The sequence below is a fragment of the Pseudonocardia petroleophila genome (assembly GCF_014235185.1).
GTDB lineage: Bacteria > Actinomycetota > Actinomycetes > Mycobacteriales > Pseudonocardiaceae > Pseudonocardia > Pseudonocardia petroleophila.
Map to the genome: position 1 here is coordinate 3,650,043 of NZ_CP060131.1, position 19,546 is coordinate 3,669,588.

At 71.1% G+C, this 19,546-nt stretch carries 21 protein-coding genes; 3 read left to right on the plus strand and 18 right to left on the minus strand.

The annotated features are described in order from the left end of the window. Window positions 1-4 precede the first annotated feature (4 nt). From H6H00_RS18245 to H6H00_RS18280, 8 genes are all read right to left on the minus strand, one after another. Window positions 5-211: a hypothetical protein gene (locus H6H00_RS18245; protein ID WP_185716957.1), complete on the minus strand. Its 207-nt coding sequence runs from the start codon at window positions 209-211 to the stop codon at window positions 5-7. A gap of 25 nt (window positions 212-236) precedes the next feature. After that, entirely contained in the window at window positions 237-1,136 is a 900-nt protein-coding gene (locus H6H00_RS18250; RefSeq protein ID WP_185716958.1) for a hypothetical protein, read from the minus strand. After that, window positions 1,133-2,032, minus strand: a complete 900-nt coding sequence (locus H6H00_RS18255; protein WP_185716959.1) for a type II secretion system F family protein — start codon at window positions 2,030-2,032, stop codon at window positions 1,133-1,135. Before H6H00_RS18255 ends, H6H00_RS18250 begins: the two co-directional genes overlap by 4 nt. Further along, window positions 2,023-3,375, minus strand: a complete 1,353-nt coding sequence (locus H6H00_RS18260) for a TadA family conjugal transfer-associated ATPase (protein WP_185716960.1) — start codon at window positions 3,373-3,375, stop codon at window positions 2,023-2,025. Before H6H00_RS18260 ends, H6H00_RS18255 begins: the two co-directional genes overlap by 10 nt. A gap of 35 nt (window positions 3,376-3,410) precedes the next feature. After that, window positions 3,411-4,211 carry a CpaE/TadZ family protein gene (locus H6H00_RS18265; RefSeq protein ID WP_185716961.1) on the minus strand — a complete coding sequence of 267 codons (801 nt, stop codon included), beginning with the start codon at window positions 4,209-4,211 and terminating at the stop codon, window positions 3,411-3,413. Window positions 4,212-4,214: 3 nt separating this feature from the next. Beyond that, window positions 4,215-4,862 (minus strand): hypothetical protein, encoded by a 648-nt coding sequence (locus H6H00_RS18270; protein ID WP_185716962.1) that lies wholly within the window; start codon window positions 4,860-4,862, stop codon window positions 4,215-4,217. Further along, on the minus strand, window positions 4,859-5,671 hold the full coding sequence (locus H6H00_RS18275; RefSeq protein WP_185716963.1) for a hypothetical protein: 813 nt from the start codon (window positions 5,669-5,671) through the stop codon (window positions 4,859-4,861). The genes H6H00_RS18270 and H6H00_RS18275 overlap by 4 nt, the downstream gene beginning before the upstream one ends. 92 nt (window positions 5,672-5,763) lie before the next feature. Further along, a complete protein-coding gene (locus H6H00_RS18280) occupies window positions 5,764-6,366 on the minus strand; it encodes a hypothetical protein (RefSeq protein ID WP_185716964.1) in 603 nt (200 codons plus the stop codon). Window positions 6,367-6,636: 270 nt separating this feature from the next. On the opposite strand from H6H00_RS18280, the gene H6H00_RS18285 reads away from it, so the two are divergent. Then, entirely contained in the window at window positions 6,637-7,191 is a 555-nt protein-coding gene (locus tag H6H00_RS18285) for a hypothetical protein (RefSeq protein WP_185716965.1), read from the plus strand. Window positions 7,192-7,198: 7 nt separating this feature from the next. Here the strand turns inward: H6H00_RS18285 and H6H00_RS18290 are convergent, their stop codons facing one another. The 8 genes from H6H00_RS18290 to H6H00_RS18325 are packed head-to-tail and all read right to left on the minus strand — an operon-like array spanning window position 7,199 to window position 15,831. Then, window positions 7,199-8,338, minus strand: a complete 1,140-nt coding sequence (locus tag H6H00_RS18290) for a VldE C-terminal domain-containing protein (RefSeq protein WP_185716966.1) — start codon at window positions 8,336-8,338, stop codon at window positions 7,199-7,201. A gap of 4 nt (window positions 8,339-8,342) precedes the next feature. Beyond that, window positions 8,343-8,861 (minus strand): DUF4913 domain-containing protein, encoded by a 519-nt coding sequence (locus tag H6H00_RS18295; protein WP_221775581.1) that lies wholly within the window; start codon window positions 8,859-8,861, stop codon window positions 8,343-8,345. Further along, on the minus strand, window positions 8,858-10,711 hold the full coding sequence (locus H6H00_RS18300; RefSeq protein ID WP_185716967.1) for a type IV secretory system conjugative DNA transfer family protein: 1,854 nt from the start codon (window positions 10,709-10,711) through the stop codon (window positions 8,858-8,860). The genes H6H00_RS18295 and H6H00_RS18300 overlap by 4 nt, the downstream gene beginning before the upstream one ends. Continuing rightward, a complete protein-coding gene (locus H6H00_RS18305; protein WP_185716968.1) occupies window positions 10,708-12,183 on the minus strand; it encodes a putative type IV secretion/conjugal transfer ATPase in 1,476 nt (491 codons plus the stop codon). Before H6H00_RS18305 ends, H6H00_RS18300 begins: the two co-directional genes overlap by 4 nt. 29 nt (window positions 12,184-12,212) lie before the next feature. Continuing rightward, a complete protein-coding gene (locus H6H00_RS18310) occupies window positions 12,213-13,703 on the minus strand; it encodes an SCO6880 family protein (protein WP_185716969.1) in 1,491 nt (496 codons plus the stop codon). Further along, window positions 13,700-14,872 (minus strand): TrbL/VirB6 family protein, encoded by a 1,173-nt coding sequence (locus tag H6H00_RS18315; RefSeq protein WP_185716970.1) that lies wholly within the window; start codon window positions 14,870-14,872, stop codon window positions 13,700-13,702. The genes H6H00_RS18310 and H6H00_RS18315 overlap by 4 nt, the downstream gene beginning before the upstream one ends. Further along, window positions 14,869-15,522 carry a DUF8175 domain-containg protein gene (locus H6H00_RS18320; protein WP_185716971.1) on the minus strand — a complete coding sequence of 218 codons (654 nt, stop codon included), beginning with the start codon at window positions 15,520-15,522 and terminating at the stop codon, window positions 14,869-14,871. The genes H6H00_RS18315 and H6H00_RS18320 overlap by 4 nt, the downstream gene beginning before the upstream one ends. Before the next feature lie 12 nt (window positions 15,523-15,534). Then, window positions 15,535-15,831 (minus strand): hypothetical protein, encoded by a 297-nt coding sequence (locus H6H00_RS18325; RefSeq protein ID WP_185716972.1) that lies wholly within the window; start codon window positions 15,829-15,831, stop codon window positions 15,535-15,537. A 212-nt stretch (window positions 15,832-16,043) separates the two neighbouring features. On the opposite strand from H6H00_RS18325, the gene H6H00_RS18330 reads away from it, so the two are divergent. After that, window positions 16,044-16,400: a hypothetical protein gene (locus tag H6H00_RS18330; protein WP_185716973.1), complete on the plus strand. Its 357-nt coding sequence runs from the start codon at window positions 16,044-16,046 to the stop codon at window positions 16,398-16,400. A gap of 755 nt (window positions 16,401-17,155) precedes the next feature. On the opposite strand, the gene H6H00_RS18335 is transcribed toward H6H00_RS18330, so the two are convergent. Both H6H00_RS18335 and H6H00_RS18340 read right to left on the minus strand, forming a co-directional pair. Next, window positions 17,156-17,779: a TetR/AcrR family transcriptional regulator gene (locus tag H6H00_RS18335; RefSeq protein ID WP_185716974.1), complete on the minus strand. Its 624-nt coding sequence runs from the start codon at window positions 17,777-17,779 to the stop codon at window positions 17,156-17,158. Window positions 17,780-17,917: 138 nt separating this feature from the next. After that, complete coding sequence (locus H6H00_RS18340) at window positions 17,918-18,913, minus strand: ABC transporter ATP-binding protein (protein ID WP_185716975.1); 996 nt, start codon at window positions 18,911-18,913, stop codon at window positions 17,918-17,920. Between the two features lie 124 nt (window positions 18,914-19,037). On the opposite strand from H6H00_RS18340, the gene H6H00_RS18345 reads away from it, so the two are divergent. Further along, the gene (locus H6H00_RS18345; RefSeq protein WP_185716976.1) at window positions 19,038-19,490 is read left to right on the plus strand and encodes a universal stress protein; all 453 of its coding nucleotides are present in this window, start codon (window positions 19,038-19,040) and stop codon (window positions 19,488-19,490) included. Window positions 19,491-19,546: the final 56 nt, after the last annotated feature.

The following is a 19,546-nucleotide window of genomic DNA, read 5'->3' on the forward strand; positions in this document are numbered from 1 at the left end:
CGCATCATTCGCCGAGGGCGCCGAGCTTCTGAGCGATGAACGCCCCGACGCCGGCGGCGATAGCGCCCGCCACGATGGCGCCGCCGGAGATGTGGAAGCCCTCGTCGGTGTTGCGTCCCCCGCCGCGTTCGTCGACCGGGCCCAGTCGGGCGCCCAGGCGTCCGATCAGATCCATCACCAGCAGGGTCAGGGTCAAACGGATCTTCTCCATCGGTTCCTCCTCTTGTTCGATGTCGTCACGAGCTCAGCAACGTGGCCGCAGCCGGGAACAGCACCCACGCCGCGATCAGGAAGACCTGGATCGCGCCAGGTGTGCTCATCTGGCCGGTCGCCCGGTTCGCGGCCGTGTGGGCGTCGGCGATGAGTTCGTCGTTGAGGCTTTCGGCCCGGGCGAGCAAGGTGTCGATCACGGCGCCGCCGTCGTGTCCCGCCGTCTCCGCGATCGTGGAAAGGTCTTCGAGCTCGCTGACGTCGATCTGGGTACCGAATCGACGCAGGCCCTCCCACGGCATCAGGCCGGCGCGTTCGGCCAGCTCGAGTTCACGGCCGATACGACGCATCGGCTCGCTGTCGTCGAGCAGTTGGGGTGGGAGGCCGAGCGCGGTGGCGATGCCCGCCCCGCCGCGGCGCAGCAGGCTCACCTGCTGGAGGTAGGCGACGAGGACGTAGCGCAGCTCTTCTCGGACATCGTCGGCCCGATCTCGGGTGCGGCGCCCGTAGCTCGTCCAACCGACGACGGCGCCGACCACGCAGAACCCGGTCGGCACGACGACGGGAAGGCTCGCATCCAGCACCAGCAGAACAACGGCGAGCGCCGGTCCGATCCCTGCGTACGCCAGCGCGGTCCCGAGCCGTCCGATCAGGTGGCGGTCCCGGTCGAGCTGGAGGACCTCCAGATCACGTTCGCCGACCGACCCGGGCAGGCGCCGTGCAACGTCGACGAGGACGCGGAACACCGCCGCGCGCGTCCCAGGTGCTCCGCTTGCTTCGGTGGCCGGCCGGGGATGGCGTTCATCGAGCATCGCCAACGCGTCCGAGAGGACCGGATGCCATCTCGTCAGCCCGGCCAGGATGACCGCCAACCCTGCGCCGATGAGTGCGCCGGCACCGATAGTGGCCAGGAGCAGCGCGTTCATCGGCTCGCCCCGAACCACCGGGGAGCCGAAGATCCCACTGCGAGCCTGCGCATCCAGATCAGCAGCGCGAAGGTGCCGGCCAGCAGGGTGGCCATGATGAGCTGCCCGAGCGGGCTCCCGTACGGAGCAGCGAAACCGGGAACCAGGGCCAGCATCGCGAGCACCCCGCCCTGGATGAGGAGCAGCATCCGGATGGATTGGCGCGCTTCGGCGCGTTCCGCCTCGATGTCGCGACGGGCGCGCACGTCCCGGGACACGCCGTCGGCGAGTTGGCGCAGGACGCGAGCCACGCCGCTGCTCTGCTGGTGCAGCGCCAGTCCGAGCGCGGCCGCGACCGAGTCACCGACCGGGTCGTCGATGCCGTCGGCGAACTCCCGGACCGCGTCCAGCGGAGTGCCGTGCCCGGATCGGAGCCGTTCGGCCAGCTGTCGCACCGGGCCCGCTATCTGCGGCGGAGCGTGATCGGAAGTGAGGGTGATCGCTTGTGCAAGCCCGATCGCTCCGCCGCCCGTCAACGTGTCGGCCATCCGGCGGCACCACGTGGACAAGGCGTCGATCCGGCCGATCTGCTCCTGGGCCGCGCGGGCCGAACCGAGCAACCACGGCGACCAGGCCCCGATGCCGGCCAATGCGGCCCCGGCGGCCGGCCAGCCAGTGATCATCCACACCAGCAGGCCCGCGACTATCCACCCGGCGATCCGCCAGCGGTGTTGCCTCCGCTCCGTTCCCGGGATGTGTGTTGCCCGCAGCAGTGTCCACAGCGGGTTCGGCCGACGGCGCACTCGCGACCCGGCTGCGGGACGGTCGGGGCCCGGGCCGGCGATCATGACCGTCAAGCCGGCCACGACAAGCGCTCCGGATGCCGCCACCAGCCAGGTCATCGGACTCAGTTCCATGGCGTCCTCCTCACGTGAACCGGCGACGTCCCGCGGTGCTCGCCGGTGAGAAACCCGATGTCGATGCCGGCTTCGTGGAAGGGCCACCGAATCTGCGGGGCCATCCGGAAGACCGCGCGCGGGTCGCCGGACTCCGGGTCCTCGGCGAAGATGCGGTTCATGGCGACCTTGCCGTTCTCGTTCACGTCGGTGACCTCGGCGATCTCGGCGACGAACCGGCGGCGTCCCTCGGATCCGGGATGCGCGGTGTGGCGCATGTGCACGACGTAGTCGATGCCCTGCGCAGCGAGGCGGGTCACGAAGGTGTCCGACCAGCCCTGGCCGGCCGCCTTGAGCGCGGCGGTGACAAGACGTTCGATGGCGTCGGCCGCGGACCCGGCATGCAGCGTGCACATCGACCCGGGCATCCCGGCGTTCATCGCCTCCAGCATCGGCAGCGCCTCGGCGCCACGGACCTCTCCGACGATGACCCGGGTGACGGACATGCGAAGGGTCTGGTGCAGGAGTTCGGACAGCGTGATCTCCCCGGCCCGTTGCCCGGTTGCGGCGTCGATCTCGGTGGATCCGGGACGGGTCTCCAACGCCACCAGCAACGGTGATGCGCCGGGCAGCCGGTGCAGGGCCAGTTCGTACTCGGTCTCCAACGTGGCGATGCGTTCTCCGGCCGGGATCTCCTTTGCGAGCGCGCGCACCAGGGTGGTCTTGCCGCAGGCGGGTGCTCCGGTCACGAGCAGGCTGCACCGGGCTCCCACGAGCGCGGCCAGGAACCGTGCGGCGTGCTCGGTGAGCGTGCCGAGCCGGACCAGATCGGAGAGCCCGACGTCGAGCAGGCGGTGACGGCGGATGGTCACGACCGGGTGCGGCACGACGTCGCGCATCGCTGCGAGTCGCGACCCGTCGGGCAGCTGGAGGTTCAGGCACGGCTGCGCCGGAGAGAACGCCCGTTCCGACGCGCCGTGGTGTGCCGCGATGAACTGCAACTGCTGGATGAGATCGTCGTCGGAATCCGCAATCGGTTCCGCGGCACGTCGCAGCGATCCGTCCGCCATGCGCAGCATCGGCCGGTCGGCGCCGACGATGTGGATGTCCTCGACGTCGTGGAGGTCGAGGAGCTGCTGCAGCCGCCCGAGACCCCAGACGGTGTTCTCCACCGCGCGCAGGACGGCGACCTCGGTGAACCGGTCGAGCTGCGGCTCTCCGTCGGTCATCCGTCGCCGCGACTCGACCGCCAGCTCGTCCTCGACCCAGGACCGCAGAAGCTCGCGCTGATCAGTGGCCCTGAGGCCGTCCCGGCGAGCATCGGAACCCAGACGGTGCAGCACCGCCGTCCGGATCGTGTTCACGAGCCGCCGGTCGGCGACGGCCGTCGCACCCTCCCTCATCGCAGCACCCTGCCGTTGAGCCCGGCGCCCGGCCGCGACGATGCCGCGCCGCGGCACTCCGTCGCCCGCTCGGCCAGCGCTCTGGCGAGGACACCGGCCGCGCGCTGCAGTCGGGACCGCTGAAAGCCACGGCCGGTGGGTGCTCCGTCGCTCCACACGCTCGCGGCCACCGGGTCACGCGGCAGCGTCCCGGCAACCTCGGTCTGGCAACCGCCGGCGATCTCCTCGGCGGTGTAGGGCATGTCGGGGCCGATGATCACCAGCGTGACCGGACCGTGCCCGTGGTTCGCCTCACCGGCTGTTCCCAGCTCACGACGAATGAGCGGCAGCGTCCGCGCGGCGGCGCGCACAACCCGTAGCGACGAGCCGGCAACCAGGACGACGAGGTCACTGCGGCGCAGCACCGCCGACACCGAATGGTCGAGAACGAATCGGCCGCAGTCGGCCAGGATGTCCGCCCCGGGCACATCGACCAAATGGCTCCCGACCAGGTCCCACGGGACGTTCGCCGCCTGGCCCGGGGCCCCGAAGCCGGCGAGCACCGGCGGGCTGTGCGGAGCGGGCCGAACGACGTGCCGGCCTATCGCCGCGTGCAGGCTCTCGTTGCGAGCCTCGACGAGCAGTTCGACGATCCCGTGCCGCGCGGGATGCCTGCCTCCGCCCAGCCCGGCCAGGGTGTCGCCACCCTGCGGATCGAGGTCCACGGCGATTGCGGCACGTGGCCATCGCGCGGCGAGCGCGAGCACCGAGGTGGTGACGCCCGGACTGCCCTTGGCAGAGAGGAAGGAGATCAGCATCGGTCACCGCCGCTCGACCAGGACGAGCACGGCTCGTCCCGCCTCGGCCAGTCGGGCAACGCGAGGTGCGTCGACATCGGACACCAGGAGATCGACGGTCCGCCGGCTACCCACGTCGATCGGGCCGGTGCGCAGGACGCTCGCGTCGACCCCCGACCCGCTGCTCTCGCCGGCGTCGACGACCAGTACCTGATCCCGCGGTGCCAGCGGCGTGACCGGAACCTGGCCCGGCTCCACGGCCACTCCCACGATCGCCTGCCCCGGGCCCGGCAGACGATCCGCGGTCACGGCGTCGCGGGTCATGATCTGGCCGGGCAGCAGATCGGTCACCGCATACCGGCCGACGATCTCGTCGGAGCGCTCCCATTCGACGAGGGCCAGCTCCGACCCGGTCGGCAGCAGGATCTGGCGGAGATCCTGCTCGGTGACCTGTTGGCCGAACGGGACGGTCCGGGCTATGCCGATCGCGGGCACCCGGTCCCCGATCTGCTGGAACACGACCACACTGCCCACCGCCCCCAGCACCGTCATCAACGCACCGATCGATAACCGTCGCGCCCGGCCTCGGCGCCGAATGTCCGTCGGCGTTCCGTTCGTGATCGGCGATCCGCTCGCTGTGGTGCTGCCACGCGTCGCGATCCCTGTCGTCACGATCCACCTCCGGAAACGAGAACCTGAATCTCGCCGACCGACACGCTGGTGTCGGCGGAAACCCGTACCGTCTGCTGCCCGGAGACCGGCGCGCCGCCGGAGATCCCGACCCAGCCGACCTGCCAGACGATCGTTGCCACGATCGGCCAGCGCCCCGATCCACCGGTCCGTTCGGGCAGCGACCGCAGCTCGTAGACATAGCCGCAGTCGGGCGACGGCCCGGCCTGACCCGTCCACGGCGTCCCGGGCCCCTCGCAGACCACCCTTTCGCCGGACGGACCCAACTCCCATTCCACCGCCGCCAGGCGACCGGTGGCCGTGACCTCGGCGTTGCCGACGGCGGCCGTCGCGCTCCGAGGGCCGGTCAGGTCCTGGTCGCGCTCGATCCACAACCAGACCGGCACGCCGACGAATCCGTTGTCACCGGTGGACAGCCTGATCACCGGGCCGCTCAGCTCCAGCTCGTTGATCGCGAGCTGGGCAGGGATCGCCGGATCGACTGCGAGCGGTGCCGGAGCGTTGGGGTCCGCCCCCTCGGCCAGCAGCGCCAGGAGCTCATCGCTGCGATCGGGACCCGCCACGAAACCTGTCGGACCGCCGTTCTCGCCGATCAACGGTTGAAGCGACGGCCGGCGGGGAGCGGGCTCTTCAGGGACGTCTTGTTGCGTGGGACGCCCGCTCGGCGGGTTGCCTCGACTCGGGCCGTCACCGCCGTTCTCGTCCTGATCCGGACCAGTGTCGTCGGCCTCGGCGGGCCCGCCCGGCCGTCCGGGGTCGATCGCCTCGACCAGGCATCGCCCGCTGCTCACCACCACCTCGCACGGCGGTGGTTGGGCGTAGGCGGCGCCGGCGGTGGCCAGCGGGAGCAGCGCTGTGGCCAGAGTCAGACAACCCGCTCGTCTCAACATGGCTGATCCAGCGAGGGCGCGGTCGTCTCGACGAGCCACGTGCCGGAGGCGTCGCGCACGACTTCGGCCCGGTACTGATAGCGCGGGGTCTGGCTGGCCTGATCGTCGAGCACCGCGCCGTCCGCGTCGGCGACCAGCGTCGACCCACTGATGTCGATGCAGTCGAGCACCGCGACGCGATCGGGCTGCGGGGCGAGCGCGGGATCGGGACGCGCGTCGTGGGTGATCGCTCCCTCGACATGCGCCGGGACGCTCGCGTAGTTCCGTACCTCGATGACGACGTCGGTCAACGCCTGCCCACGGGCCACCATGCTCAACTCCGCCTCCCAGTCCTGCGCCGTCGGTGCTGCGAACGCCAGCTCGCTCACCCGCCAGAACTCCCCGTATGCGGCAATTCCCGCGGCGGACGGTGCGATCTCGTGCGTGGACGTGACGGTCGGCATTTGCGGCTCCGGCGGTGCGGGAGCGGTTCCCGAGCATGCTGACAACAGCGACGCACCTGCCACGGCAGCCAGAGCGTGCTGCCGGGCGCGAGCGAGACGCCGACGCCGGGTCGATTCGGCAGGCCGATCGTGCACGTAGCTGATCATCGCCATGGCCGTTCCCCTTCCGTTCCCTGCCGTTCCCCGACGATGCTGTACCGGTCCGGCCCGCGTCATGAGCTGACGGGGAACGGAGTACCAGGTGGCGTCAGCGGGCGAGGGCGAATCGCGACAGGTCCCCCGAATGGAGCACAGGAGGGAACGGCTCCTCACCCCGATGCCCTTCGGCAAGCCGCGCCGAGGATCTGTCCACATGTGTGCAGACGGTCAACAACGACGGCGATGGCTGTTGCGTCGGAGCGCTCAGAATCGGAACGTCAGCGCATGGCTCTCCTCCGACTCGCGCTCGCCGCGCTCGCGTTCCTGGTTCTCGCGTCTGGCTGCGCCGGTCCGGCGGCGCAGAGGGATCTGGTGCGGACGCTTGCCGAGACGGGATGTAATGGCGTGCCGGCGGTCGGCTACCAGCAGGTGGGGAGCCGAATCGTCCTGTCGGTCAGCGTCCAGGAGTGCGTCTCTGCGCATCCTCGGCGAATCGGCGAACTGTTGGGACACGGCGAGGCGGCCCGAGCCATGGGACGGGCGATCTGGTCGTCGCCGACGTACCGGTTCGACTCGGTCATGGTGACCGTGTATCGAACTGCCGACGAGCCGCACCGAACCCGGCCTCAGTCCGTCCTCGTCGAGCGGGAGCAGCTGGCCGCAGACTTCGGTCCGCGGAACGTCGCGCTCGACACTCCGCGCCCGTTCGACGACGGCGGACGCACTGCGTGGAGCTACATCCCGCTCTTCGCCGCTGTCGGCGGGGTACTCCTGCTCGCCGGGATGGTGCGTGCGATTCGCGCTGGCCGTGTTCTACCGATACTGATCATTCGTCGGTGATCAAGGGCTACAGCTCGAACGAGGCGTGGAGGTGGTCGTAGTGCCCGCCCGTCGCGTCGTCGGCGTCGTAGATTCCGCCGCCGGTGTAGGGGCGGCCCCAGCCGTCGGTGTCGGCGGTGTCGGGCGACCAGAAGCGGCCCTGCCAGATCAGGTACTTCACGTTGAGGGCGGCGGCGTGGGTGCGGAGCCAGGTGGCCAGGCGCCAGCCGTTCTGGAGTTCCTGGCCCTCGGGGAAGCGACCGGCGGTGTCGGGGAAGTAGTCGCAGGCTTGGCCGCGGGGGTGGTCGCTGTCGGGGTTCCAGGCGTGTTCGTCCCAGCAGCCTGCCGAGCGGATCGGGGCTCCGGGGCCGGGTTGGCCGAAGACGCGGACGATCTCGTCGTGGGCGTGTCGGGTGGCGGGGGTGAGGCAGCGCCCGCCGGTGGGGTCGTCGGCAGTGCACAGGGCGCTGACGCCGTCGAAGGGTGTCGGTACGGGGAGGTCGTCCACGGACACCGGGCCCGGTTCGGCGCTGTACTGCGCGGCGAGGGTGTGGACCCGGTCGAGATAGTTCGCTACGAGGTCGGCGCAGGTGCGGTCGCATCCGGCCTCGCCCGCGGTGGGGACGCCGGTGGCTGAGTCGGTCACCCGGCTGCAGCCGGCGATGTGGCAGACGAGCATCCCGTCCAGCGCGGACGTCGGCTTGCCGGTGGCCTGCAGGTGCGTGGCGGCGGCCTTGAGGTTCGCGCATACGAACGGGATCGCGAGCTCCAGGTGCCGTCGGGCGTCGAGGACGTCGGCGTCGGCGGGTGGTGGTGAGGTCTCCCATGGCCTCCCACCAGCGGTGGTCCAGTTGGCTTCGTTGAGCTGGTAGAGCCCGGCAGCGCCGCCGTTGCGGTCGCTGCTGTACGCGGTCGGGTCCCAGCTGCTCTCGGCTGTGATCTCGGCGATGACCCACAGTGGCGGCAGCTCCGGGCAGGTGGCCGTGGTGATGGCCGTGATGTGGGGGAGTAGCTCCTGGGCCAGGGGTGGGACCTTCGTCGCGTCGACGCCGCCGGTCGCAGTCTCGGCGGCGACGGCGGTGAGGCCGCCGAGCAGCGCGACGATGAGCACGATCGGCGCTGTGATCGCGGCGAGTCCAGCGGCACCGGCACCGGCGGCGCGGTTCACGTCGCTACCTGTCGGGCGACGCGGTCGGGAGCGTGGGCAGCGGGACGTGCTCGGTGAGCGTTCGAAAGCGCTCGTTGTGCGAGCAGTCGGCGAACGGGCCGAGCGGTGAGAGCAGCTCGCGCAGGCACGGGTCGAGATGGTCGCGGATCCACACCGACATCCCGACCCCTGCCTCGGGCGCGAGCTGCGTCCACGCGCGCCGCAATGCCTCGAAGCGGAACACCGCTTCCGGGTGCTCCCACCACCGCGGGCACCACTTGATCTCGCCGCGCAGGGGCCGGGCGATGACCGCGGCGACGTGCCGATGAACCCAGCCGATCAGCCTGTCGGCGTCGATCCCCGTGTCCTCATCAGCAACGTCGTCTTGGGAGATGTCGTCGTCCTGCTCGGTAATCAGCTCGGCTCGACCGTTGATGACACCGTCGAGGAGTTCGCTCTGGTGGGCGCGCCAGCCCTCGAGGACGCCGATGCGGGCCTGCAGCTCGATCAACAGTCGGCTCGCCGCGGTCGGGTCGTCGGTCACGACGCCTCGCCTCCCCGGGTCGATGTCCCGGCGCTGGTCGTGAACGGGTTGTCCAGCCCGAGCGCTTCCTGTGCGGCGGCCCGGAGTTCGGCGAGGGCGACCGTTGAGTAGGTGCGGATGTCGACGGCGTCGTCTTCCTGGTACCAGGGCTGCAGCTCGCCCAGCCCGGCTCGCCGTCCGGTCGCAAGCAGCACGGCCTGGGAGCGGGGCAGGGCGCGCAGGACCGACACCGGCAGGACGGGTTCGCGGGTCGTCGAGTACTGCCGGCTGGGGCCGCGTGACCGGTCGTAGCTGGTGGACATCTTCTCGACATCGTGGTCACCGACGAGCCCGGAAAGTCGGCGCAGGAACTCGTGGTCATCGACACCGGCTCCGACGAGCTTGACGGTGGCTGCAGACCAGAGCGCGTCCATGCCCTGGTTGCCCCAGACCCCGACGCCCTGCTGGTAGCTCTGCAGCATCGTGATCACCTGGATCCCCCGGGAGCCGAAGTGGCTGTAGAGCTGGGGGAGGGTCTTGATCGGGCAGATGTTCGCCGCCTCGTCGAGCACGGCGACGACGGGTGGGTCGAGCCGCCCGCCGCGGGCCTGCGCAGACAGCTCGGCGACCTCCAGGATGCGGTCGACGAGAGCGGCGACGACCGGTGCCGCGGTGCCGGCACCCTCCTTCGACAGCAGGTGCATTGTCACCGGCCCAATAGGGGCCTCGGCCAGCAGTTGCCAGGGGTCGAGTTCAAGGAGGCGCTGCGGGTCTCTGGGTGGTGTCCGCCAGGTCTCCGGTGGGGTGATCCAGCGCAGGATCCGCTCGGAGGTGAGGGCTTTGGTCGCCGTGCGGGCGGTCTGGAAGATGCCTTTGGTGGTGACGTCGGCGCCGGCCAGGCTCGCTTCCAGGTCGGCGGCTTCCAGCCCGGCGCCGGCGTTGTCCAGCGCGGTGATGGCGTCGCGGCGTCCGTACTGCAACCAGAGCAGAACGTCGCGCAGGGTCCCGCCGGACAGCGCAGCGGCCAGCAGCGTCCCGACGAGGACCTGCTCGCCTGCCGCGTGGAAGAAGGGGTCGCGCCGGGTGCCGCCGATGGTGCCCATGAAGTGCTCGGCCAGCCGGCTGGCCGCCTCGTAGCGGTGCGCGTCCGGTGCCTCGCGGACTGACCGAAGAGGGTCCCACCACCACCGCTGTTCGGCGTGCGCGATCTGCTGCGGGTCGAACGTCCACACGGCGCCGACCTGGCCTCGGAGGCCGGAGGTCAGCGCCCAGAGGTCGGCCTTGTTCGACGTCGCGACGACCAGCCCGGGGGCCGAGAGCACCGCGGGGACCGCGACGGCGCTGGTCTTGTTGGACCGCGGCCCCATGATGACCAGCGCGACGTCCTCCCAGGACATCCACACGTCGCGTCCGGCGATGCGCACCATGCGGATGCCCCGCTCGGCCGCGGGCACGTCGCCACGCTGGTCGAGCGACGGGCGGAGGTGCCGCGCGCGCCGAGCCGACCCGCGGCCGCTGAGATCGCCGAGGTCGCGGCGGCGCAGCAGCGCACGGCGCGGGTCGCCGAGGCGCCCACCGCGGGTGGCCAGAACGACAGCTCCGGCGACGGCAGCGAGCTCGACGCCGACGAGAGCGGCCAGGGCCGTGACGAACGTGGTCGTCGACGCGGCGGGTGAGAGGGCGACGTCGATGCCGTCACGGGCCACCCGTAGGGGCAGGTCGAACGACAGGGCGGGCACCGGCCCCGGACCCGCGGAGACCGCCGCGGCCACCCAGACGTCCAAGGCGGCGATCCCGGCGGTCGCGATGGCGCCCAGGAGGAGCAGCGGCGCGGCGGCGTCGCGCATGATCGACGAGCTCGGGTTGCTCATGGCCGGTGCCCGGCCGGGGGAGCGGACGTGGCGGGGCGCCGGAAGGCGCCGTCGGTGTCGTAGAGCACTTGCTCGGTGGGAGTGAGGGTGAGCGCGACCGGCAGTCCCATGCGCTCACCGGACTTGATCAGATACTTGCCCCGGCCGGGGTGCAGACGTCCCGAGTGCCAGGTCGGCGGGGCCGCCCAGGACGTGATGAGGGAGGCCTCCCCGTCGGTCAGCGAGGTGATGCGGCGCAGCCCGTCGAGTTCCTTGTCGGCCATGCCGCCCAGCAACAGGATCCCGTTGCGCGACGCCATGCCGCGGGCTTTGGCGCGGTCGGCCTCGGTGGGCAGGGCTTCCAGGTCGTCGAGGGAGTGGGTGACCTGGAACGACACGACGCCGCGGTGCCGGTTGAGCCGGGTGATCCGGTCGGAGCGCTCGACCAGACCGGGCGCGACTCGCAGGGCGCGCCACAGCTCGTCCTGGACCTGGACGACGTTGCGGCGCAGTCCGAGCGCGTGGGTGGCGTCGATGAGGCTCGCCGACCAGGCCCAGGAACAGAGCATCGCCGCCGCGACCACATCGTCGTTGTCATCATCGAGGGCGGAGATGTCGAGCGACAGTGCGACCGTGTGCGGGTCGGCGACGACGCTGGACGGGCGGTCGAAGATCCCCCGGATCGCGCCCTCGCAGAGCAGGCCGAGCGTGTTCGTGAGCTCGCGGGTCGCGCGCCGGTAATCGGCGTCGTCGCTGCTGGCCGCGATCCGCTGCAGCGGGCCGACGCCGGTGGCCAGGACGTCGAGAACGTCGGGGATCACCGGCTCCGAGCAGCCCCGGCCGTCGACTGCGGTGTCGAGAGCTGCGCCGAGCAGCCGACGTTCGGTGACGTCGACGTCTCCGCGGCGGACGATGGTGATCAGAGCCTCGAGCAGCGACAGCCGGCGTGCCCTGATCGTTTCGTGGAGCCGTTCGCGCACGGCTCCGCTCGACCGGTCGCGGGCGGCGGACAGTGGGCCGGCGTCGAGGGGGTTGAGCGCGTGCAGGCCTCGCCCGATGCGCCAGACCGAGCCGCCCAGCGCCGTGATCAGTGGGGTGTACTCGCCCTTGATGTCTCCCGGGATGACGGCGGTCATGCCGTAGCCGACCAGTCCGGTGATCATGCGTTTGGTGATGGAGCTCTTGCCGATGCCCGGCTGGCCCTGGACCCAGACGCCGGTGTTGGACACCAGCCCCGTCCGTAGCCACTCGGCGGGATCGAGCCCGACCGGCTCCGCGGTGTGCATGTGGCGCCCGATCGGCACGCCGTGCACCGACGCCCCGGAGGACACGGCGAACGGGAACAGCCCGCAGAGCTGGCTGGTGGTGGCGGCGTAGCGGACACCCGCCTCGACATGCGCCGCGCGGCCGCCGCCCCGTACCGGCCATCCCCAGCGGCGGGGGACAGGCCGGTCGCGGAAGCTCAGTGCGGGATCAACGTGGGTGTTCTGCATGGGAGTCTCCTCAGCCTCGGACATGGCGTTCAGCGCCGTGTGCGGTTGCGAGCTGTTTCGGCTGGGTTGATGCCGACGCCGAGGGCGGCGGCGAAGCCCGCCGCCTGCGCGCCGCGCAGGCGGCGGAGCCGGAGCTTGGACTGCCCGGCGCGCTGCTCGAGATCGGCGACCGCCGCGGGAAGGTCGTCGGGGTCGGTGACCGTCGTGGTGAGGTACACGGTGAACCGGCCGACCCCGGCGCCCTCGGCCTCTTCGCGGGCCGACTGGAGGGCGCGGTCGCGGTCGTCGCGTTCGCGCTGGGTCTCGTCACGGCGGGTCCGGGCGGCCCAGGCGCGGCGGATCTGTCCGGAGGTGACCTCGGCCTCGACCTTGGCGGCGGCCTGGTCGGCGGGGTAGGGCTCGTAGAGCCAGGTCACGCGCCGCGGGTACGGGCCCGGGGTCAGGAGCGAGGCGAGGACGCGGGGGGCGACAGCTTGGCGGGGCGCCTCGCGCAACGCCCAGGACACCGAGATGCCCGAGTCGTGGCGGTAGGTGTCCCAGCTCTCCAGTGCGGCCACCGGCCCGGCCTCCGACCAGGCGAGCAGCGCGGCGCGGTCGTCGAGGCGGGTGATCTCGGATCGAGCGGTCGGATCGAACGCGACCCGGATGCGCCCGGTCAGCCAGCTCGTCGTCGCCCGGCCCAGCACGGCGACACCGCAGGCGCCGAGCCCGGTCTCGATGCCGGGCAGCCACCGGCCGACGTCGACCACGGCCGCGAACAGGTCCATGGGTCGGGGGTTGGCGCGGTTCGGGTCGAACACGACAGACAGGCGGGCATCGACCTCGGCCGCCGTCGTCGGCGTGATCGCCACGAGCTCGTCGAGCACCGTTCGCGACAGCGCGGGTGCCCGCGGGTCGAGCGCGGCCGCGACGTGGTCACGCATGGTGGTGCCACCGCTGGGCGCTGTGTCCACGGTGACCGCGACGTGCTGGACGAGCGGCTGGTAGCCGAGGTCGGCGAGGAACACGCCCCAGGACGCGACCCACAGGTCGGTCTGCGCCGCATCGGCGAGGTCGAGACCGATGGGGGAACAGCGCAGGATCGCGGTGAGCGTCCCCGAGTTGCGGTCCCACAGCAGCGCGTGCCGCCCGCCGCGCCCGTCGTCGACATCGAGGGGGACCAGCGGGGCGAGGACACCGGGCAGGTCGTATGCGCGTGGGTGATCGGTGAGGACCCCTGCCGACAGCTCGGTCCACCCGCCGGCGCGGGCCCGGCTGAACCGGAACCGTCGCGTCAGGGCCTCTGCTGCGGTGACGCCGCCGACGCGGACCACGACCGCGCCGATGACGACGGCGCCGATCCCGGCCAGTGGCAGCGCGGCACGAGGCACCGTCGAGATCGCCAGAACGGGTGCGAGGACGGCGAGGAACACCGCGACCGTCGCTGAGGTCGACAGTGACCCGATTCCCCAGCCGCGTTCGGGGCGCCAGTTGCCGTAGAGCCGCGGACCCTCCGTGCGCCCGTCGGAGTGGGCGGTCATGACGGCCCGCCCGATTCCGGGGAGCCCGACGTCATGCCTGTTCCGACCGTCTTGGTGACTTGGGCCGCGAGGACTACAGCACCGGCTACGGAGCCGGCCGCCGCGCCGGCTGCGGCCCCGGTTCCCCCGGAGGCGGCACTCGGGGCGGCGCCTGCCGGTGGTGGAGCGCCGGGTCCGGCCGAGCCGGGCCCGGCAGCGCCGGGTCCGGCCGAGCCGGGCCCGGACGCGTCCAGGTCCGCGGCCCGCTGTACGGCGGGTGTGCGTCCGGATCCCTGGGCGAGGGCGATCGCGCCCGCGGCGCCGATGAACCCGGAGCCGCCCCCGCCCGAGCCGGCGATCTGTGTCCCGGACCAGGAGAAGAACTTCAGCATGATCGGCATCGCGATGACGGCGAGGAGGAGCACCATGATCCCGGCGATCTGGGTGGAGACGTCGCCCGGCGCGTTGGAGTTCGGAGAGGACAGGTAGGAGAACCCGATGTAGTAGATGAACGCCGCGGCCGGCTTGTAGAGGACCATCGCAAGCAGCCAGACGATGAGCTTGTCGAGCCAGCCCCGCGTCGACTTCGTCAGCGACCCGGACGCGGCCAGCGGGAGCATCGCGGCGAGCACGAGCAGCCCGGCCTGGCGCATCGCCATCAACAGCCACTGGACCAGCGACAGGATCGCGGCGAGGACCGCCACGATCAACGTGACGAACATGTTGTCACCGGGCGCGGTCAGAGCGTCGACCATGAACAACGCGAAGTTGTTCGCGGCGTCGGCCAGCAGTTGTACGGCCAGCGCGTCACCGGCCTGCAGAGCCAGGTGCAGCGTGGTGAGCCCGAGCGCGGACACCACAGCGAAGCGAAACAGCCCGGAGGCGACCATGATCAGCGGCTCGGCCTTGCGGGACAGGATCAGCCGGATCGCCTGGACCAGCACCGAGCCGACCAGGACCGCGCCGACCACCCAACTCGTCGCGCCCTGCGCGGCGATGACCGCGGAGTCGCGGGGATCGACGCTGTCGGTGGTCGCCCACCACGTCGAGGTGGAGACGACCAGGTCCGCCGCGCCCTGGGCGACGGTGGCGACCAGCCCATCAAGGACGCCCCCGACGGCCTGGCCCGCCTTGCAGCCGAGGTCGAACGTCCCGCACTCCTCCTGCGCCTGGGCCAGGACCGTGATCACGGCAGGGCCCCGAGCAGGACGTAGCCGGTGGTGTCCAGGTGCAGGGACGGACGCGGTGTCGGGACGCGAAGTCGCCAGTCCCCGTCGTCCCACCGAAGCGTCAGGTCGACTCGGGCCAGGCCACCGGCGTTACGGGCCTGCTCGGTATCGGCGAGCAGCGACACCACGACATAGTCGCCACGCGGATCACCGGCGATGATCCGGTAGTGCATCGACCGCGCGGCCGTCGCGGGTCCCGCCGCCGCCGAATCCGACGCCGGCAACTCGCCGCGTAGGCGCGCGAGCATGCTGGCCGGGTCACCCCAGGCCTGCTCCACGAGAGTCGCCTCATAGACCCCTGGCCCGGCAGCCGAGCTGACGCGCGGTGCGAGGTTGCTGGCCGCGAGTGCAGCGCCGAGCTCGTCATGGGTGAACCCCGCGGCGCGACCGTCTGCGACAAGTGCCGGGCCGTGGCGTTGGGATACGGCGGCAACCCCACCCGGAACCTGGATCAGGCCCACCACATCCGGTGGCGCGACCACCTCGGCCTGGTCGGTCGGTGCGGACAGCGCCAGGCCGAGCACCAGCAAGGAGGTCGTCAGGCCGGCCGCGGCGAGAGCGTGACGTCGACGGCGGGATCGGCGGTCGTCGGTAGCAAGCGCGAGGCTCATCGTCGCGTCCGCCTATACCTGGAACGCGCCGACGATGACGGCCGCGACGGAGGCCAATGCGAGCCCGCCCAGGATCCACGCTGATCCCACGAGCCCTTCGTAGGCGGTCGCGGAGCGGTTCCGACGCCCGATGATGATCATTACTGCGCAGACCAGGAGGCCGAGCACGCCGGAGAACAGGACTCCCCATTTCAGCCAGCCCAGGATCTGGTTGGCGAAGTCGCCGAGTCCGGGCGGCACGGTGGCATCGGGATTCGGCGGTGCGACGGCCAGCCAGACGGCGGTCCGACTGAGTAGGTTGATCTTCACGGGGAGGGTTCCCTTCGGCTGGATGACACGTGGCGTGGCGTCGTACGGCCGGCTGCTGTCGCCGTCGGCCGGGGGCCTGCGTGGAGTGCGGCCGTCAGTTCCCCGATGGCGCGGGCGTATCCGCGCGCGGCGCGGGGCATCTCGTTCATCGGTCGACCGAAGATCTGGCGGACGGCGTCGAGCGGTGTCGCGGATGCGCGCCAGAACCCAACGTGTGGCAGCAACACCACTGCGGCGGCGTGCGGCTCCAGGAGGCGCAGCCGTGCGAGGAGGGCGCGCGTCGGGCGCGCCCCGTCGACGGCTGTGACCGCGAGGACCGGTCGACGCCCAACCCCGCCGATCAGCTGCGCCGCGCGTCCAGCCCGGATCACGGAGTCGGCGGTGGTCCGGCAGACCAGGACGTCGACAGCGCGCCCAATGAAGACCCCACGGTCCGTGCCGCCCAACGCGACGGCGACCGTCGTCGTCCCCACGCCACCGCCGACCCCGGCCACGGTGGGGCCGTCGGATCGGTGGACGCGACGTGGCAGATGGTCGGGCATCGGATCCCCTGGATCGGCATGAGCTGACGATCAACAGGGTGCGATCACGTCGCGTCCGCGTCGTTCCCCGATGCGTCGGCCACTCCGGGGAACCGCTGGGCACGGCTATCGGCACCACGCACCACTTCGTGGACTCTGGCGCGGGCCGCGTGCAGGGCGCGACCTATGAAATGGGAAGGGAGCAGAGCGGCGGAGCGGCAGTGTGAGTACCGAGGACCGCAGCAAAGTGTCCGTCGGTGTCGATCGAGTCGCTGAGCTCATGCCATTGGCAATGGGTGGGGTTCGAGTCCGAGGACCGAGTTGAACCATAACCCCACCGTCTCGCACGCTGCTGACCTGCGGCTTTAGTGAACCCGTCGCTACCTGACTTCTTCGTCCCGAAGCAATGCTGACCGGAGCCCTGCCTGGTGGTTCGTGCCGCTCAGCGCCTTGCCGACTCCGGCGCCGTCCCACTACAGGGCCGAGTGGTGTACTCGTAGTGGTTGGCCCCTCAGTCGGGCCCTCACAGCGCGTGGGCCGGGCCGGTCGAGCTCATCCGACCCCTACCCGGGTCGTGATCCGTGAACAACGGGCACCTCACGGCGAGGGGGCGTGCGTCCAACTGCTTCGCGCCCCAGACCACGATCGTCAGCGCTGCCGTGGTCGAACTGCTTCGCGGCGAGGATGCGGTCGGCCGGGCCCGCAGCGTGGAGGTCAGGGGTTACGCGGCCGTCGCGCTGCTTGCCGACGCCGAGCGGTCGGCCGGGCAGATCGGCTTCGACGTCGAGGCGCTGGCCCAACTCTCACACGAGAGTACGGATCAGCAGCCGCTTCCAGCGCGCCAGCAACGGCTCTGTGGTCGGATCTCGGTCGTGCAGTGCGTAGGTGAGCCCCACGCCGCGCATGCTGGTGAAGGCCAGGTCGCGCACCTCGGCGAAATCAGGGTGGCTCGACAGGACCGGTCCGTACATCGCGTCCACGACGGTCTCGATCGTGCGCAGCAGCCTGCTCTCGGCGTGGAAGAGTGCCATGCGGAGTTCCGGCTCGGTACGTGCTGCCGTCCACAACTCCATTGCTGCCCAGAAGTAGGGCTGGCGGAACGTCTCCCACAATAGGTCGGTGGCATGTTCGATGCGCTCGGCACCGCTGGCGCGTCCATGCGGAGAGTGGGCGATCCAGTCATCCATCTCCGTCAGACGCTCTCGTGCCAGATGCTGAGCGGCCGCGATCAACAGCTCCTCGCGGGAGGGGAAGTGGTGCAGCAAGCGACCGCGTGTCACACCGGCGCGGGCCTGGATCGTGACGGTGGTGGTACGGCGGTAGCCGTCGCTGACCAAGCCCTCGATCGCTGCGTCGAGGATGAGGGAACGGCTGTCGGCGGTGCGTTGTCTTTGCGTACGCGGCAGACGTCGTTCTGGTGCGGCCACGACGAGACGATAGCCGACGGTGTGCGAGAGACGGGTCGGGTGCGGAGCTGGGACCGCACGCCCTGACTTGGGCGAACCCCTAGTCCTGATCACGCTGCGTCGTAGATCCGCATCGCAGAGGGCCGGTTGGCGGACCGACTACGGACCGAGCGGCCCCCCCGTCGCGCGCATCGCGAGCACGAAGGCGAGGATGGTGGCGAAAGCGATCAGCGCCATGATGACGAGTTGCGGGTCGGAGGTCAGCTCCCGTGACCGGCCTCCCCGCCGTTCGATCTCCGGCATCGGCGGTCCCATCCAGTCCAGCACGTGGAACCGCCGGTCGAACTCCTCGGCGTCGTCGACCCCGGCCAGGAGTTCGCGGGTGGGACCGTTCGCCACGATCCGCCCGTTTGCCAGGACCGCGAGCCGGCCGTCGAGGGCCTTCGCCAGCTCGATGTCGTGGGTGGTGATGAGCATCGTGGCGCCGCTGCGCCGTTGGCTGGTCAGGATGGCCTGGACGGTGCGCGCCGTGGTGGGGGCGTCCAGGCCGAGGTCGACGTCGTCGAGGACGATCAGTGGCCTGCCTCCCACCATCGCGGCGCCCAGGGCGACCCGTCGCCGCATGCGGGCCGAGATCTGTTCGGGTAGCTGGTCGGCGACCGCTTCGAGGCCCAGTGTCTGCAGCCACCAGACCGTGGTCGCGTGGATCGACTCCTCGTCCACGTTCTGCAGGTGCAGCGGCAGGGCGAGGTTCTCGCGCACCGTCTGCGACCCGAACACGGACGGTTCGAACAGGGTGGCCCCGCCCAACAGCACCCCCATCTGAGCGCGCAGCGCCTTCAACGACTTCGGGTCGAGATCCCACACCGATCGTCCGCCGACCAGGACCCGCCCGGTGTCGGGCGGGACCAAACCGACCAGATGGCGGACCAACGTGGTCTTGCCCCCTCCGGAGGGACCCATCAGTACGGTGATCTGACCGGCTGGTATCTCCGCGCGCAACCTCTGGTGGACGACCTCGCCACCGAGCGAGGTCGAGATGTCGTCGAACCGGATGTCGGGTGCTGCGCTGTCGGGCACGAGATGACCTCCGATGGCTTGCATGGCCCACCGACCCCTACGGGCGTTGGGCCGAGTGGGCGCATCCTGCCCCACCCCGTATGGCGCAGTCGAACGATCCATGTCCCCGGGGAATCGACCGTCCAGGTCATACAGTGACGGGATGTAGCCTCCGCGCACGGACGGTCACCAGACCGTCCGACCACTTCGGGAGGTACACATGTCCGCCTATCGATCGATCGTCGTCGGCACGGACGGCTCCGCCACCGCCCTGCGCGCGGTGCAGCGCGCGGCGCAGGTCGCACGGGACGCGCAGGCCCGCCTGGTGATCGTGTCGGCCTACACGCCCGCGAGTCGCGAGGACGTCGAGGACGCCGAGGAGGCTCTGGGTGACGAGTCGTTCCTCGTCCGCGGATCGACGCCGGCGGAGGAGAACCTGCGCGTGGCCGCGGCCGCGGCGACGGAGCTGGGCGTCGAGGAGATCCTCACCCAGGCGGTGGACGGCGCCCCGGTCGACGTCCTGCGCAAGGCGGTCCTCGACCATGACGCGGACCTCCTGGTCGTGGGGAACCGCGGACTGAACACGCTCAGCGGTCGGCTCCTGGGATCGGTCCCGTCGACCGCGGCCCGCACCGCCGGCGCGGACGTCCTCATCGTGCACACGACGAGCTGAGGGGTTCGCGGCCGAGCCGGTGACATCGGCCCGCCCGGGCCATCGATGGCCCGCGG

Coding starts and splice junctions, on each gene's coding strand:
- H6H00_RS18245 (WP_185716957.1), bottom strand. CDS start 211: ATGGAGAAGATCCGTTTGACCCTGACCCTGCTGGTGATGGATCTGATC.
- H6H00_RS18250 (WP_185716958.1), bottom strand. CDS start 1,136: ATGAACGCGCTGCTCCTGGCCACTATCGGTGCCGGCGCACTCATCGGC.
- H6H00_RS18255 (WP_185716959.1), bottom strand. CDS start 2,032: ATGGAACTGAGTCCGATGACCTGGCTGGTGGCGGCATCCGGAGCGCTT.
- H6H00_RS18265 (WP_185716961.1), bottom strand. CDS start 4,211: ATGCTGATCTCCTTCCTCTCTGCCAAGGGCAGTCCGGGCGTCACCACC.
- H6H00_RS18280 (WP_185716964.1), bottom strand. CDS start 6,366: ATGGCGATGATCAGCTACGTGCACGATCGGCCTGCCGAATCGACCCGG.
- H6H00_RS18285 (WP_185716965.1), top strand. CDS start 6,637: ATGGCTCTCCTCCGACTCGCGCTCGCCGCGCTCGCGTTCCTGGTTCTC.
- H6H00_RS18300 (WP_185716967.1), bottom strand. CDS start 10,711: ATGAGCAACCCGAGCTCGTCGATCATGCGCGACGCCGCCGCGCCGCTG.
- H6H00_RS18305 (WP_185716968.1), bottom strand. CDS start 12,183: ATGCAGAACACCCACGTTGATCCCGCACTGAGCTTCCGCGACCGGCCT.
- H6H00_RS18310 (WP_185716969.1), bottom strand. CDS start 13,703: ATGACCGCCCACTCCGACGGGCGCACGGAGGGTCCGCGGCTCTACGGC.
- H6H00_RS18320 (WP_185716971.1), bottom strand. CDS start 15,522: ATGAGCCTCGCGCTTGCTACCGACGACCGCCGATCCCGCCGTCGACGT.
- H6H00_RS18345 (WP_185716976.1), top strand. CDS start 19,038: ATGTCCGCCTATCGATCGATCGTCGTCGGCACGGACGGCTCCGCCACC.